Source organism: Streptomyces sp. cf386, assembly GCF_900103585.1.
In the GTDB taxonomy this organism is placed as follows: domain Bacteria; phylum Actinomycetota; class Actinomycetes; order Streptomycetales; family Streptomycetaceae; genus Streptomyces.
Genome location: NZ_FNHV01000005.1, coordinates 133825 through 149346 on the forward strand (window position 1 = coordinate 133825; position 15522 = coordinate 149346).

The 15522-nt window shown below is 70.2% G+C and carries 10 protein-coding genes; 5 read left to right on the forward strand and 5 right to left on the reverse strand.

The features are described from left to right. Positions 1-2: 2 nt before the first annotated feature. Both BLU79_RS14575 and BLU79_RS14580 read right to left on the reverse strand, forming a co-directional pair. Complete coding sequence (locus BLU79_RS14575) at positions 3-488, reverse strand: cation:proton antiporter regulatory subunit (protein ID WP_093906176.1); 486 nt, start codon at positions 486-488, stop codon at positions 3-5. Between the two features lie 78 nt (positions 489-566). Continuing rightward, positions 567-1421 (reverse strand): alpha/beta fold hydrolase, encoded by an 855-nt coding sequence (locus BLU79_RS14580; RefSeq protein ID WP_093906177.1) that lies wholly within the window; start codon positions 1419-1421, stop codon positions 567-569. 201 nt (positions 1422-1622) lie between these two features. On the opposite strand from BLU79_RS14580, the gene paaK reads away from it, so the two are divergent. Further along, positions 1623-2918, forward strand: a complete 1296-nt coding sequence (gene paaK / locus BLU79_RS14585) for a phenylacetate--CoA ligase PaaK (protein ID WP_093906466.1) — start codon at positions 1623-1625, stop codon at positions 2916-2918. Here the strand turns inward: paaK and BLU79_RS14590 are convergent. After that, positions 2915-4414, reverse strand: coding sequence for an acyl-CoA synthetase (locus BLU79_RS14590; RefSeq protein ID WP_093906178.1), 1500 nt, complete (start codon positions 4412-4414; stop codon positions 2915-2917). The two genes, paaK and BLU79_RS14590, sit on opposite strands and share 4 nt — an antisense overlap. A 131-nt stretch (positions 4415-4545) precedes the next feature. Between BLU79_RS14590 and BLU79_RS14595 the strand changes: the two genes are divergently transcribed. The 4 genes from BLU79_RS14595 (at position 4546) to BLU79_RS14610 (ending at position 12826) form a co-directional block, all read left to right on the forward strand. Next, positions 4546-6972 (forward strand): penicillin acylase family protein, encoded by a 2427-nt coding sequence (locus BLU79_RS14595; RefSeq protein WP_093906179.1) that lies wholly within the window; start codon positions 4546-4548, stop codon positions 6970-6972. A gap of 257 nt (positions 6973-7229) precedes the next feature. Then, positions 7230-8705 (forward strand): cytochrome P450, encoded by a 1476-nt coding sequence (locus tag BLU79_RS14600; RefSeq protein ID WP_093906180.1) that lies wholly within the window; start codon positions 7230-7232, stop codon positions 8703-8705. After that, positions 8689-9696, forward strand: coding sequence for a (-)-alpha-amorphene synthase (locus tag BLU79_RS14605; protein WP_256333297.1), 1008 nt, complete (start codon positions 8689-8691; stop codon positions 9694-9696). Before BLU79_RS14600 ends, BLU79_RS14605 begins: the two co-directional genes overlap by 17 nt. Before the next feature lie 220 nt (positions 9697-9916). Continuing rightward, positions 9917-12826 carry an ATP-binding protein gene (locus tag BLU79_RS14610; protein WP_093906181.1) on the forward strand — a complete coding sequence of 970 codons (2910 nt, stop codon included), beginning with the start codon at positions 9917-9919 and terminating at the stop codon, positions 12824-12826. A gap of 3 nt (positions 12827-12829) precedes the next feature. Here the strand turns inward: BLU79_RS14610 and BLU79_RS14615 are convergent, their stop codons facing one another. Further along, entirely contained in the window at positions 12830-14389 is a 1560-nt protein-coding gene (locus BLU79_RS14615) for an acyl-CoA synthetase (protein ID WP_093906182.1), read from the reverse strand. Beyond that, positions 14386-15495 (reverse strand): NAD(P)H-dependent flavin oxidoreductase, encoded by a 1110-nt coding sequence (locus tag BLU79_RS14620; RefSeq protein ID WP_093906183.1) that lies wholly within the window; start codon positions 15493-15495, stop codon positions 14386-14388. The genes BLU79_RS14615 and BLU79_RS14620 overlap by 4 nt, the downstream gene beginning before the upstream one ends. Positions 15496-15522: the final 27 nt, after the last annotated feature.

A 15522-nucleotide genomic window follows, 5' to 3' on the forward strand; every position in this document is an offset into this window, starting at 1 on the left:
GCTCACTCCCGTCCGAGTATCGCGGCGGCCGCCTCCACGCCCTCGCGGGTGCCGATGACGATCAGGGTGTCGCCCCCGGCCAGCCGGAAGTCGGGCGTCGGAGAGGGGATCGCCTCGGCGCGGCGCAGCACGGCCACGATCGACACGCCGGTCTCGGTACGCATCCGGGTCTCGCCCAGCACCCGTCCGTTCCAGTGCGACGTGGCGGACAGCTCGATCCGCTCGGCGACGAGGCCCAGTTCGGTGGTGGACAGCAGGTTGGGGCTGTGGTGCGCCGGCATCAGCGCGTCGATCAGCGTGTCCGACTCTCCCGAGGTGAGCCGAACCGACAGCGCGCACGCGTCCGGATCGTCCTTGCGGTACGCGCTCAGAGTTCGGGAGCCGTCCCGGTGCGCGACCACCGACAGACGGCGCTGTTCGCGTGTGGTGAGGTCGTAGCGGACTCCGATGCCGGGCAATGGCGTACTGCTCAGGCGTGGAGCGCCCATGGCCTTCCCCCTCGTTCAGGTGTCTCTTCCAGCATTCTTTGACGAAACTTTAACGACCCCTGATCTTGCGGACCGAACTCAGTCCCCTCTACGGCCACTCCCGTCCAGGAAGGCGACGACACGTCGTACGAACCATTCCGGGTCGTCGAGCCACGGAAAGTGCCCGGCACCGGGCTGCACGGCGAACTCGGCGTTCGGGAAGGCACTGGCGGCGCGACGGGCGAGTACGGGGCAGGGGCCTCCGTCGAGTTCGCCCGCCAGGACGAGCACTGAAGCGGCGAGGCGGGAGAGTTCGGTGCGCGTCGTGGGCGGGTCGTAGGCGCCGTCGGAGCCGTAGATGTCTCCTGCCTCGTCATTGAACTCGTCGTCGCCACGCGCCTCGTGCTCCTTTGCCGCCTCGTCCCAGCGCCCGTAGAAGAAGGGCGCGAACACGGCGTCGAAGTCTCCCGACCCGGCCAGCCATGCCTCGAAGGCCGGGAACGCCTCCTCGAACCACGGCTCGCCCGCCCTGAGCCGGGCCGCGGCCAGTCGCTCCTCGGCGGTGGCCGGCATGCCCAACGCCCATGGCGTCGCGGTCACCAGGGCCAGCCGCGACACCCGCTGCGGGTACCGGGCGGCATAGAGCATGGCGAGGCTTCCGCCCGCCGAGTGGGCGAGCACATCCATGTGGGCCAGCCCTATGTGGGCCCGCAACACCTCCACGTCGTCCACCAGGTGGTCGCAGCGGTACGTCGCCGGGTCCGCCGGCACGGCCGAGTCCCCGGTGCCCCGCAGGTCGAGCAGCACCAGCTGCCGGTGCGCGGTCAGTCCACCCAGGCCGCCCAGGTAGGCGGAGGCGCGCATCGGGCCGCCGGGCAGGACGACGAGCGGTTCGCCCTCACCCCGCAGGTGGTAGGCGATCTCGGTCCCGTCTGAAGCATGGAAGGTCGGCATGGCGTCGATCTTGGTCGCAGGCGCCCTGTCCCGCAACGGAGCAGCTCACAGGCGCGTGAGTCGACTTGCCCCGCGGCCCCACTCGCGAAAGTGCGGCCCGCCCCCTTGCCTGATCAACCACCGCCTGAATTACTGATCCCGAACACCCGGACCGAATGATCGGTCGTCCGAATTGACGTGGTCGGCGAGGGAGAACTCTCCATGGCGGATGCGACGGAGCTGCTGGACTCGGGGGAACGGCTCGACCCTCAGGCGCTGCGGGCGGTGCAGTTGGAGAGGTTGCGGAAGTCGCTGCGGCACGCGTACGACAACGTGCCGTTCTACCGGGAGTCCTTCGACAAGGCCGGCGTACGGCCCGAGGACTGCCGTTCGCTCGCGGATCTGGCCCGTTTCCCGTTCACCACCAAAGCCGACCTGCGCGAGAACTACCCGTACGGGATGTTCGCCGTGCCCCAGGACCGTATCCGCCGTATCCACGCCTCCAGCGGCACCACCGGACGCCCCACGGTCGTCGGCTACACCGACGCCGACCTCTCCCTGTGGTCCGACATGGTGGCCCGGTCGATCCGGGCGGCGGGCGGACGGCGCGGGGACAAGGTCCATGTGGCGTACGGCTATGGGCTGTTCACAGGTGGGCTCGGTGCACACTATGGGGCCGAACGACTGGGCTGTACGGTCATCCCCGCGTCCGGCGGGATGACGGCCCGTCAGGTCCAGCTGATCCAGGATCTCAAGCCCGAGATCATCATGGTGACGCCGTCGTACATGCTCACCATCCTCGACGAGTTCGAGCGGCAGGGCGTCGATCCGCGTGCGACCTCCCTGCGCGTCGGCATCTTCGGTGCCGAGCCCTGGACCGAGCAGATGCGTCGGGAGATCGAGGAGCGGTTCGCGATCGACGCCGTCGACATATACGGGCTGTCCGAGGTGATCGGGCCGGGTGTCGCGCAGGAGTGTGTGGAGACCAAGGACGGCCTCCATGTGTGGGAGGACCACTTCTTCCCCGAGATCGTCGACCCGATCAGCGGTGAGGTGCTGCCGGACGGTGCGGAGGGCGAGCTGGTCTTCACCTCGCTCACCAAGGAGGCGATGCCCGTCGTCCGGTACCGGACACGGGACCTGACGCGGCTGCTGCCGGGCACGGCGCGGGTGTTCCGCCGGATGGAGAAGGTGACCGGCCGCAGCGACGACATGGTGATCCTGCGTGGGGTGAACCTCTTCCCCACCCAGATCGAGGAGATCGTGCTGCGCACGCCGGGGGTCGCACCGCACTTCCAGCTGCGTCTGGCCCGGGAGGGCCGGCTCGACACCCTCACCGTGCGGGCGGAGGCCCGCCCCGACGCCCCGTCCGAGACCCGGGACGCCGCGGCGCAGGCCATCGCGGCGGCCGTGAAGGACGGCATCGGGGTGTCGGTCGCCGTGGAGATCGTCGAACCGGAGTCGCTGGAACGGTCCGTGGGCAAGATCCGCCGGATCGAGGACCTGCGTCCCCGCTAGTCACCGGCGAGACGGTCGCGCAGCTCCCGTTTGAGGATCTTGCCGCTGGCGTTGCGCGGAAGCTCGTCCACGAACACCACCCGCTTCGGAGCCTTGAAGTGGGCGAGCTTCTCGCGCGCATGGTCGATGAGTTCCTCCTCGGTGACCTCTCCCCGCGGGACGACGACCGCCGTGACGGCCTCGATCCACCGCTCGTCGGGCAGTCCGATCACGGCCACCTCGGCGACGCCCTCGTGGGTGTACAGGGCGTCCTCGACCTCACGTGAAGCGATGAGAACGCCACCGGAGTTGATGACGTCCTTCACCCGGTCGACGATGGTGAAGTAGCCGTGCGCGTCCCGCACCGCGAGGTCACCGGAGCGGAACCAGCCGTCCCGGAAGGCCTCGGCGGTCTCCTCGGGTTTGTCCCAGTAGCCCTCGCACAATTGCGGGGAGCGGTAGACGATCTCACCAGGTGTGCCGTCGGGTACGTCCTCGCCGTCCTCGTCGACCACTCGGGCGTCGACGAAGAGCACCGTACGGCCGCACGAGTCCAGCCTGCCCTTGTGTTCGTCCGGGGCCAGCACCGTGGCCAGCGGGCCGATCTCGCTCTGGCCGAAGCAGTTGTAGAAGGCCAGCTTCGGCCATCGCTCCCGCAGCCGCTCCAGTACCGGCACCGGCATGATCGAGGCGCCGTAGTACGCCTTGCGCAGTCCGTCGAGGTCACGGGTCGCGAAGTCGGGGCGGCCCGCGAGGCCGATCCACACCGTGGGCGGGGCGAACAGGCTGTCCACGCCGCCCGTTTCGATCAGGTCGAAGAGCCGGTCGCCGTCGGGCGCGTCGAGGATCGTGTTCGTGGCGCCGACCGCGAGGTACGGCAGCAGGAACACATGCATCTGCGCCGAGTGGTACAGCGGCAGCGAGTGGGCGGGCCGGTCGCCGGCGCTCAGGTCCAGGGCGGTGATCGCGCTCAGGTACTCGTGCACCAGAGCGCGGTGGGTCATCATCGCGCCCTTGGGCTGGGCTGTCGTGCCCGAGGTGTAGAGCAGTTGCACCAGGTCCTCGCTGCGCGGCTCCGGGCCGTCGTGGGCGGGGGCCGTCGCCTGTCGGGCCAGCAGCGAGTCGTCGGCTTCGCGCAGGGGCACCGTACGGACGCCGTCCGGGAGCCGGGCCGCCAGGTCCGGGTCGGCGAGGACCAGGGAGCTGCCGGACTGGCCGACGATGTACGCGAGGTCGTCGCCGGTGAGGTTCTGGTTCACCGGGACGTGCACGAGGCCGGCGCGGGCGCAGGCGAGGAAGGCGATCAGATAGGCGTCCGAGTTGTGCCCGTAGGCGCCGACCCGGTCACCGGGGGTCAGGCCCTCGTCGAGCAGGACGCTCGCCGCGCGCGACACGGCCTCGTCGAGTTCCGCGTACGTCCAGGAGCGGTCGCGGTAGTCCACCGCGACGCGCGCCGGGGTGCGCCGGGCGCTGCGTCGCAGCACCCCGTCAACCGTGCTGCCGTGTCCAGGCGTCATGACACATGATCCTCGGTGCGCCGCACGGACAGGTCAAGGAGGACGTCCAGCGGGAACAGCACACCGTGCCGGGGACACATACCCGTTGGTACGCTCAACGGCTCCTTCCCTCAAAGACGTTGGGAGGCACGATGCGCACCCGCTTCAGACGGCTCGTCGTCACGGCCGTCGCCCTGCTCACCGCCACGGCCGGGCTGCCCGCCGCCGCGGCCGAGCGGCAGGACCGACAGGACCGGCACGAGCAGCTCTCGCACGGCGGTCTGTCCGCCGTGGTCCGCTCTACCGAGTACGGAATTCCGCACATCGTCGCCAAGGACTACACGTCCCTTGGCTTCGGCACCGGTTGGGCGCAGGCCGCCGACCAGGTGTGCACGCTCGCCGACGGTTTCGTGACCGTGCGCGGCGAGCGTTCACGGTTCTTCGGCCCGGACGCGGCGACCGACTTCTCGCTCTCCTCGGCCGGCAAGAACCTCTCCAGCGACATGTACTTCCGCGGCGTACGTCAGACACGCACCGTGGAGGGGCTCCTCGCGCAGCCGGCACCGCGTGGTCCGAGCCGTCAGGTCAAGGACCTCATGCGGGGCTTCGCGGCCGGGTACAACACCTGGCTGAAGCAGAACCGGATCACCGACCCCGCGTGCAAGGGAGCCTCCTGGGTGCGGCCGGTCACCGCACTCGACGTGGCGGCCCGCTTCTACGCCATCGCCGTGCTCGGCGGCCAGGGCGGCGCCGTGGACGACATCACCTCCGCCCAGCCGCCGACCGGATCCGCCGCCCATGCCCAGGGCATCGCGACAAGCCCGGACGCCGAGGCCCTGATCCGGGCCGTGCGGGAGCGGACCGCCGACGCGGGCATGGGGTCGAACGCGGTCGCCTTCCGCGGCGACACCACGGCCAACGGCCGCGGTCTGCTGCTGGGCAACCCGCACTACCCGTGGCACGGCGGACGCCGCTTCTGGCAGGCCCAGCAGACGATTCCCGGCGAGTTGAACGTCGCCGGCGGGGCGCTGCTCGGCTCGCCGACGATCTCCATCGGTTACAACTCCCATGTGGCGTGGAGCCACACCGTGTCGACCGGCGTCCCGTTCAACCTGCACCGCCTGACGCTGGATCCCGCCGACCCGACCGTGTACGTGGTGGACGGCGAGCGGCACCGGATGACGAAGCGGACGGTGACCGTCGCGGTCAAGGACGGCGCCCCCGTGACCCGCACCCAGTGGTGGACGCGGTACGGCCCGGTCGTCGCCTCCACCGACGGCGAGCTCCCGCTGCCCTGGACCACGACGACGGCGTACGCGCTGAACGACCCCAATGCCGCCAACATGCGGTTCGCCGACACCTCGCTCGGCTTCGGCAAGGCGCGCGGCACGGCGGACGTCCTCGCGTCCCTGGCCCGGCACCAGGGGCTCCCGTGGGTGAACACGATCGCCGCGGACTCCTCGGGGCACTCGCTCTACACCCAGTCGCAGGTGCTGCCCCGGGTCACCGACGACCTCGCGGGGCGGTGCTCCACGGACCTCGGCAAGGCCACCTATCCGGCGGCGGGTCTGGCGGTCCTGGACGGCTCCCGTGGCGACTGCGCGTTCGGCCGCGACGCCGACGCCGTGCAGTCCGGGATCTTCGGGCCCGCGCGCATGCCAACGCTGAAGGACGCGCCGTACGCGGAGAACTCCAACGACAGCGCCTGGCTGGCCAACGCCGACCGGCCGCTCACGGGCTACGAGCGGATCTTCGGCACCATCGGCACCCAGCGCTCGCTGCGCACCCGTGGCGCGGTCGAGGACGTGGCGGCGATGGCGGAGCGGGGCGGTCTGACCGTCCGGGATCTGGAGCGGCAGCAGTTCGCGAACCGGGTGCCCGCGGGCGACCTGGCCGCGGCCGACGTGGCGAAGGCGTGTGCCGCGCTGCCTGGCGGTACCGCAACAGGCAGTGACGGCAAGGCGGTTGATGTCGGTGAGGCCTGTTCGGTGCTCGCGGCCTGGGACCGTAAGGCGGACACCGGCAGCCGGGGCGCCCTGCTCTTCGACCGGTTCTGGCGCAAGCTGGCCGCGAAGGTGCCGGCCGCCCAGCGGTGGAAGGTGCCCTTCTCGGCGGCGGACCCGGTGCGCACCCCGAACACCCTCAACACCGACGCCCCGGGCTTCGCCACGGCCCTCGCGGACGCGGTGACCGAGCTTCGGGCCGCGGGCATCGCGCTCGACTCCCGCCTCGGCGAGCACCAGTTCGTCGTACGGAACGGGCAGCGCATCCCGATTCCGGGCGGCACCGAGTCGCTGGGCGTGTGGAACAAGGTCGAGCCGGTGTGGAATCCGGCGGGCGGCGGCTACACGGAGGTGTCGACCGGCTCCAGCCACATCCAGGCGGTGGGCTGGGACGGCAGCCGCTGTCCGGTGGCTCGTACGCTGCTGACGTACTCGCAGTCCTCGAATCCGAACTCGCCCCACTTCAGCGACCAGACCCGGGTGTTCTCCGGTGAGAAGTGGGTGACCTCGCGATTCTGCGAGAAGGACATCCTGGCTTCGCCCTCATTGAATGTGGTGCACGTGCGCGAACGCTGAGCAGGTGTGGTCCCGTTCCCCATGGGGCGGGGCCACACTGGAGGGGCGGGTGAAATCGCCACTGATCGGCGATACATCAACGACCGTTCGCCGAATGCTTCTTTTTGCTTCTTTTTGCTCCTCCGTGCTCCTATGCGCCCCTTTGGAGAAAGGTTTCGGGAAACCGAGAGCCACTGGGACTGGGCAGGACTTGTCTCAAGTGTCAAGTCCGTGGCACGTTCACCGATTTCACGTGCCGCGTCGGGCAGGAGGTTTCCATGAGTCATGTTGTGCCTGAACACGAGCGAGCGTGGAGGATTGGTACTGCTCCAGGCATATTCCCACTCCTCGGTCACGGTATCGCGTTGTTCCGTCAGCCGTTGGCGTTTCTGAATTCTTTGCCGACATACGGGGATGTGGTCGAGATACGGCTGGGCCCGCAGCGCGCCTGGATGGTGTGTCACCCGGAGTTGGTTCACCAGATGCTCAGGGACACGCGCACCTTCGACAAGGGGGGTCCGCAGTACGACAGGCTCCGGATCCTGATGGGCGACGGCGTGGTGACCTGCCGTCACGACGACCATCGGCGTCAGCGCAGGCTGCTGCAACCGGACTTCCGCCTTTCCCGCGTCGCCGACCACACGGAACTGATGGGCGAGGAAGCCGAATCGGTGTGCCGCGAGTGGCAGCCCGGGCAGAAGGTCGATGTCACCGGGGCCACGATGGCCTTCACGACGGGGGTCATCAGCCGTGTGCTCTTCTCCGACTCGCTGGACGCCGCGACGGCCGCGGAGGTGCGGCACAGTCTCGCGGCCATCGTCCGTGGCCTGTTCGTCCGCACGGTCGTGCCGGTCGACGCCCTGTTCCGGGTGCCCACACCCGCGAACCGTCGCTACCGGCGTGCGGTCGACCGGGTGCACGCGATCATCGACGCGGTCATCGCCGAGCGCCGCGGGAGCGCTCCCCGCGACGACCTGCTGGGCACACTGCTGACGGCGGCGCAGGGCAACGGCTCGCAAAGGGCGATCACCGAACAGGAAGTCCACGACCATCTCGTCTCCCTCCTGCTCACCGGATCCGAGAGCCCTTCCATGTGCCTCGCGTCCGCCTTCAGTCTCCTGGCAGAACATCCGGAGGTGGAGCGCCGCCTGCACGCCGAGGTCGACGCCGTGCTCGCCGGACGGCAGCGGCCCGGTCCGGACGACCTCCCGCGCCTCGTCTACACCCGGTGCGTCATCACGGAGACGCTGCGCCACTCACCACCCGGCTGGCTCTTCACGCGCATGACCACCAGGGAAACGAGTTTCGCCGGGTGCCGTCTCCCCCGGGGAGCCACCGTTCTTTACAGCCCCTACCTGCTGCATCGCGACCCCACGTCCTTCGCCGACCCCGAACGATTCCTTCCGGAACGCTGGCTGCCGGGCCCGGCCGCCGACGACCGGCAGGGGGCGATGTTCCCGTTCGCCGCGGGCAGCCGCAAATGCATCGGCGACATGCTCTCCATGGCGGAGATGACCATGGCCCTCGCGACGATCGCCGGCCACTGGCGCCTGCGCCACCTGCCCGGCCCCGTCGCACAACCACGCCCCGGTGCGACGCTGGGACCGAGGTCGCTGGTGATGATCTGCGAACCACGCACGCGCGTGCCCGCCGGCACATCGGCACACGCCCGTTCACTCGCACATGGAGCAACTGCCGCCCCCCGCACACACGAACCCCGAAGGGCAGGTGGCAACGGTGTCGACGACGCATGAGGAAGTCGCGCTCGCCGCGCAGCACGGAATTCCGGCGTCCAACCTCAAGGAATTGATCGACGCGCACCTCTACATGCCCTTCCCGTTCCTGAGCAACCGCCACGCCCCCGAAGCCGCGGCAGGCGTCGACGCATGGTTACGCTCGTGCGGGCTGACCGACGAAGTGGGGGTGGCGGCCATGATCGCCTTCACTCGGCCGGCCGAGCTCGCGTCCTACAACAGCCCTGCGGTGGAGTTGGACGTCCTGCAGATCGTGTCCAACCAGATCGCCTATCAATTCGTCTTCGACGACCGGGCGGAAGAGATCGGTCGGCGGTCGCCGGAACGACTGCTGCCCATGCTCTGCGAGAGCATCGGAATTCTGCGCGACGGCGCTCCGCCCAGCACTCCCCTCGGAGCGGCGCTGGCCGATCTCCACCGACAGGTCCGGGAGCGGTGCACACCCGCGCAGGCCGCGCGCTGGGCATGGAAGAGCCGCGAATACGTACATGGCCTGCTCTACGAGGCGGTGGCCCAGGCCCACCCTCTTCCCCCACGCATGGGACTGAGCACCTCCATACGTTCGCTCACCGCGGGCGTCGAGCCCTTCTACCCGTTGGCCGAAGCGGCACAGCCGTGTGAACTGGCCCCCGAGGAGCTCCACCACCCCGTCGTGCAACGCCTGAGCCGGCTGTCGGCCGATGCGGCGGTGTGGATACCCGACCTCTTCTCCGCGGTGAAGGAGCAACGGGCGGGCGGAATGATCAATCTGGCCCTCGCCCACCAGCGGGCTCTGCGGTGCTCCCTTCCGATGGCCGTCATGCTGGCCATCCGGCAGATCAACAGCACGATCAGGGAGGTCGAGCAGCTCTACGACGAGATCAAACCGAAGTTGAGCCCCGCCGGGGTCGGCTACGTGGAGGGCATGGTCGGCTGGATCCGCGGGTGTTACTACTGGTCCCGCACCGTGCCGCGCTATGTGGACGCGACACTGACGCCCGCCCTCGCGTAGAGCACCGTGCGCCCGTCTCTGCCGCGCGGCGGGCGCACGGCCGCACCAAAGAGGGGGGTCATTCAAGTTCCCTTACCCGATAGGCGGACAATCGAACCACTTCGGCGCGGGATTCATCCTTCCCTGTCATCCTCGTGCGCCACACCGCCATCGAGCGCTCACCTGGGGCGTACGCTCTGCGCTGTCTTCCGACGATCAACGACAGGAAGCGGTAGGGCATATGGCGCATGGGGCGTGGCAACCGAACTCCGATCCCCGTCCGTTGCTCGAGCGCCAACGGGAACTGCGCGCGCTCGAATCCGCTTTGTCGGACCTGCGCGACGCCGCCGACGGCGTTCAGCGGGCGCGGCCCAGCGGAATGCTCGCCTTCACCGGTCCGGGCGGGCTGGGCAAGACAGCGCTCCTCACGAAAGCACGCGCCCGCGCCACGGGACACGGATTCACGGTGCTCTCGGCCTGCGGCGGGCAGAACGAGCAGGACATGGCGTTCCGCCTCGTGCGCCAGCTGGTCCAGCCCGTCCTGGCCACGATGGACGAGCCGGAGCGCCGTACCTTCCTGGGAAGTTGGTACGACATCGTCGCCGTCGCCCTCGGTCTGGAGGCGACGGGCACCACCCATGCGCCGGACCCGACCGGGGTGCGCGACGGCCTCGACTGGGTCATGACGCGCATCGCGACGATGAAGGCGCCGCTCGTCCTGCTCCTGGACGACCTGCACTGGGCCGATCCCGAGTCACTCGGCTGGCTCGCCTCCTTCGCCCCTCGGGCCACCGATCTCGCGCTTCTGATCCTCGTCGCCTACCGGCCCGACGAACTGCCCTCCGACGCGGCCGCGTTCCGCACGGTGGTCGAACGCCACGGGAACCGCCCCTACCCGCTCGCCCGGCTCAGCACCGCCGGCGTGGCCCAGATCATCAGGGACGAGCTGGGCGAGGGAGCCGAGGACGAGTTCTGCGACGAATGCTGGTCGGTCACCGGCGGGAGCCCGTTCGAGGCCGTCGAACTCGCCATCAAGCTGGGCGAACGGAACCTCAAGGGCGCGCAGGACGAGTTGGACGCGATGCGGGGCCTGGCCGCCGCGGTCAAGGGCCCCGGCCTGATCGAGACCCTTCACGGGCTCGGCACGAGTACCGTTCGTTTCGCCCATGCCGCGGCCGTGCTGGGTCCGCCGGTGTCACCGGAGCTCGCCGCCGCCCTCGCGGTGATCGGCAGTGAGGACGCCGTCGAGGCGACAGAGCGGCTGCGCGCCGCCCGGATCCTGGCCGACGCCCAGGGGCCCGGGGGCGGCCTCGAGTTCGTCCACCCACTCACCGCCACGACGATCTACCGGTCCATCTCCTCGGGCCTGCGGGTCGGTCTGCACGACAGGGCCGCTGAGGCCGTCCGCGCGGCGGGGCTGGGTCCGACCGCCGCCGCCCGGCATCTGCTGGAGGTTCCGTGCGAAGGCAGGCCCGAGGTGGTCGAGTGCCTCCGCGAGGCCGCCCGTGAGTACCTCCGTGCGGGGGCTCCGGAGGCCGCCCGGCGCGTCCTGGCCCGAGCGTTGCAGGAGCCACCGCTTCCGGAGGACCGGGCGCAGCTACTGCACGAGCTCGCCGGCGCGACCTTTCTGATCGAACCCACGGCCACGGTCACTCATCTCCAGGAGGCTCTGGCGGAGCCCGCAGTGGATCCCGAACTGCGGGCCTCCATCGTCTACCGGCTCACCCAGGCGCTGGCCCACACCGACCGGTTGGCCGAGGCCGCGACCGTGTCCGCCGACGAGGCGCGGCTGGCCACCCATCCGCGCATCCGACTGCGCATGCAGGCCGACCACTTCGTGTGGAGTGCCTTCCGCGCCGACGAGCCCGACTCGTACGCCCGCACGCGCAGGCTGGTGCGGCTGGCCGAGCGCCTGACCGGCCGCGGTCTGGAGGAGCGGTACATCCTGGGCTCGCGCGCCTGGGACGCCCTGGTGCGCGGCGAGCCTCGGCGGACAGCCCTCGCGTGTGCGGAGGAGGCACTGCTCGGCGGACTGAGCTGGACCGACGAGAACCGTGGTTTCGAGGTACCCGTTTCGGTCGCCCTGGTGTTCATGTACAGCGACCAGCCTCGACGGGCCGAGGAACTGTTCACCAAGGGCATCGCCGAGTGTGAGGGCAAGGGCTGGCGCGGCTCTCATCTGGCCCTGGGGCAGACCCTCTACGGCTATATCCGCTACCGTCGCGGCTGCCTGGCCGACGCGGAGGAGCTGGTGCGCGAGGGCCTGCGCATCGCCGACCGGGTCGAAGGCGCGGTCCCCGCCCAGTGGTTCGCCATCGGCATCCTCATCCAGACCCTGCTCGCCCGCGGCCGCACCACCGAGGCGCGTCGCCTCGCGAACGCCTACCACTACGGCGAGATCGTCCCGAACGCCGTCATCTACCCCGACCCTCGGACGGTGTACGCCGAACTGCTCCTGGCCGAGGGGCGGCACGCCGAGGCGGCGGAACTGTTGTCCGACGTCGGGGAGTGGCTGGACGCACGGGGATGGCGCAACCCCTCCTGGTGTCCCTGGCAGCTGCACCTGGCGTCCGCCCTCGCCCCCACCGCCCCCGGCCGGGCGCTGTCCCTCGCCCGCGACGCCGTCAAGCGCGCCCGGGAGTTCGGTGCCTCCTCCACCATCGGCCAGGCGCTGCACATCGAGGCCGAGGTGACCGGCGGCTCGTCGGCGCTCAAGCTGCACGCGGAGGCCGTGGAGCACCTGGAGCAGTCCCCCGCCGCCTACGAACTCGCCCGCGCCCTGATCGGCCACGGCGCCGCCCTGTCCCGCAACGGGCGACTCCAGGAGGCCGCCGATCGGCTCTACCAAGGCCTCGAAGGTGCCGTCCACTGCGGGGCCGAGGGGCTCGCCGCCCGGGCCAGGGAGGAGCTCTCGGCGGCGGGACTGCGGCCGCTGCCGCTGCGCTACGCGCAGGCGGACACGCTGACCGCGCAGGAACGCCGTACCGCCGAACTGGCCGTCCAAGGGCAGCCGGTGCCGGTGATCGCCAAGGAACTACGCCTCACCGAGCAGGGCGTGCGGCAGTTGCTGTCCGGTGTCTACCGCAAGGTCGGCACCGATGCCGCCGGTCTCGCGAGAGCCTTGGAGACCTTTCCCCGCCCTCGCGCCTGAAGTTCACACGGGTCGCGTCCGGCCCTCCCAGTACGGGTCCCGCAGTCGCCGCTTGTACAGCTTTCCGTTGGGGTCGCGCGGCATCTCGGTGATGAAGTCGACACTCTTGGGCCGCTTGTACCCGGCGAGCCGGTCGGCGCAGTGGTCGAGGATCGCGGCGGCCAGGGCCGGGCCAGGGTCGTGACCGGGGGCCGGTTCGACCACTGCCTTGACCTCCTCGCCCCAGTCGTCGTGCGGGATGCCGAAGGCTGCGGCGTCGGCGACGGCGGGGTGGGCGAGGAGTACGGACTCGATCTCGGCCGGGTAGATGTTGACCCCGCCGGAGATGATCATGTCGATCTTGCGGTCGCGGAGGAAGAGGTAGCCGTCCTCGTCGAGACAGCCGAGGTCACCGACGGTGAAGAAGTCGCCGATGCGGTTCTTCCGCGTCTTGGCCTCGTCCTTGTGGTAGGCGAAGCCGCCGGTGTTCATCTTCAGGTAGACGGTGCCGAGTTCGCCGGGCGGGAGTTGGTTGCCGTCGTCGTCGAAGATCGCGAGTTCGCTGATGGGCCAGGCCTTGCCGACCGTACCGGGCTTCTTCAGCCAGTCCTCGGCGGTGGCGAAGGCGCCGCCGCCCTCGCTGGCCGCGTAGTACTCCTCCACGCACGGGCCCCACCAGTCGAGCATCGCCCGCTTCACATGGTCGGGGCAGGGGGCGGCGCCGTGGATGGCGTGCCGCATGGCGGAGACGTCGTAGCGGGCGCGTACGTCCTCGGGCAGGGCGAGCAGGCGGTGGAACTGGGTCGGGACCATATGTGTGTGGGTGCACTTCTCCCGGTCGATCAGCCGGAGCATCTCCTCGGGCGTCCACTTGTCCATCAGGACCAGGCGGTGGCCTATGTGCAGCGACGCGCCCGCGAACTGGAGCACGGCGGTGTGGTAGAGCGGCGAGCAGACGAGGTGCACGTTGTCGTCGAAGGGGCGGATGCCGAAGATGCCGAGGAAGCCGCCCAGGTAGGCCTCCTCGGGGAGTTTGCCGGGCAGCGGGCGCCGGATGCCGCGGGGGCGGCCGGTGGTGCCCGAGGTGTAGTTCATGACCCAGCCGAGGGTCCGGTCGCCGGGCGGCGACTCCGGTTGTCCGTCGAGGAGTTCGGCGTACGGCCGGAAGCCCTCGACCGTGCCGATCGCGTACCGGTGGGTGACGGGCAGGCCGGCCTCGTCCGCGGCGCGGCGTACGGGGGCGGCGAAGCGTTCGTGGGTGAGGAGGACCTTGGCGCCGGAGTCGGCGACGATCCAGGCCATCTCCGGTCCGACGAAATGGTGGTTGATCGGGACCAGGTAGAAGCCCGCCTGGCTGGCGGCCAGGTATGCGGTGAAGAACTCCGCGCTGTTGGGCAGGACTACCGCGAAGGCGTCACCGCGCTCCATGCCGGCCGCGCGCAGGCCGTGGACGAGGCGGTTGACGTCGGCGTGCAGCCGGCCGGCGGTCCACTCCTCGCCGTCGGGGGCGATCAGGACCGTACGGTGAGGGTCGGCCGCGGCCTGGGCCCAGAAGCCTGCCGGGGGTGTGCTCGTGCTCGTCACTCGCCGCTCCTTCCGGCTATGCGGTTGATGCGATCGACGGCTCGCTCGAAGCCGCGGGTGAGGTCGTCGAAGACGGCCTGGACGCTGCGTTCGCTGTTCATCCGGCCGACGATCTGGCCGACCGGGGTGCCGAGCAGGGGCTCGACCTCGTACTTCTGGATGCGCGAGACGGCCTCGGCGACCAGCAGGCCCTGGAGGGGCATGGGCAGGGTGCCGGGTCCGTTCGTGTCGTCCCAGGCGTCGGTCCACTCGGTGCGCAGCTGGCGTGCGGGCTTTCCGGTCAGGGCGCGGGAGCGCACCGTGTCGCCCGAGCCGGCGGCGAGCAGTTTGCGGATCAGGGCGGGTGAGTGGAGGTCGGCCTCTGTGGTGGTCAGCCATATGGAGCCCAGCCACACACCCTGGGCGCCGAGGCTCAGTGCCGCCGCCACCTGTTGGCCGCTGCCGATGCCTCCGGCCGCCAGTACGGGCAGCGGGTCGACGGCTTCCACGACCTCGGGCGTCAGCACCATGGAGGCGATGTCACCGGTGTGGCCGCCCGCCTCGTAGCCCTGGGCGACGACGATGTCGATGCCGCGCTCCTTGTGCTTGACGGCGTGCCGGGCGCTGCCCGCGAGAGCGGCCACCAGGACATCCTGCTCATGGGCACGCTCCACCACGTCCGCGGGCGGTGAGCCCAGGGCGTTGGCGAGCAGCTTGATCGGGTAGTCGAAGGCGACGTCGAGCTGGGTACGGGCGACCCGCTCCATCCATCCGGTGATGCGCCAGCCGGAGGCCTCCCCCTCGGCCAGTTCGGGCACGCCGTACTTGGCGAGGGTGTCCTTGACGAACTCCCGGTGGCCCTCCGGGATCATCCCCTCGACGTCGGCCTCGGTGACGCCCTCGACCTTCTTCGCGGGCATGACCACATCGAGCCCGTAGGGCCTGCCGTCGACATGGGCCTCGATCCAGTCGAGATCGCGCTTGAGATCGTCGGGGGCCGTGTAGCGGACCGCGCCGAGCACTCCGAAGCCGCCGGCCCGGCTGATGGCCGCGGCGACGGCGGGGAACGGCGTGAAGCCGAAGATGGCGTGCTCGACTCCCAGTTTCTTGCTCAGCTCCGTCTGCATGGGCGCAGGATGCCGCAGTCCTTCGGA

Coding starts and splice junctions, on each gene's coding strand:
- BLU79_RS14610 (WP_093906181.1), top strand. CDS start 9,917: ATGGCGCATGGGGCGTGGCAACCGAACTCCGATCCCCGTCCGTTGCTC.
- paaK (WP_093906466.1), top strand. CDS start 1,623: ATGGCGGATGCGACGGAGCTGCTGGACTCGGGGGAACGGCTCGACCCT.
- BLU79_RS14600 (WP_093906180.1), top strand. CDS start 7,230: ATGAGTCATGTTGTGCCTGAACACGAGCGAGCGTGGAGGATTGGTACT.
- BLU79_RS14595 (WP_093906179.1), top strand. CDS start 4,546: ATGCGCACCCGCTTCAGACGGCTCGTCGTCACGGCCGTCGCCCTGCTC.
- BLU79_RS14590 (WP_093906178.1), bottom strand. CDS start 4,414: ATGACGCCTGGACACGGCAGCACGGTTGACGGGGTGCTGCGACGCAGC.
- BLU79_RS14620 (WP_093906183.1), bottom strand. CDS start 15,495: ATGCAGACGGAGCTGAGCAAGAAACTGGGAGTCGAGCACGCCATCTTC.
- BLU79_RS14575 (WP_093906176.1), bottom strand. CDS start 488: ATGGGCGCTCCACGCCTGAGCAGTACGCCATTGCCCGGCATCGGAGTC.
- BLU79_RS14580 (WP_093906177.1), bottom strand. CDS start 1,421: ATGCCGACCTTCCATGCTTCAGACGGGACCGAGATCGCCTACCACCTG.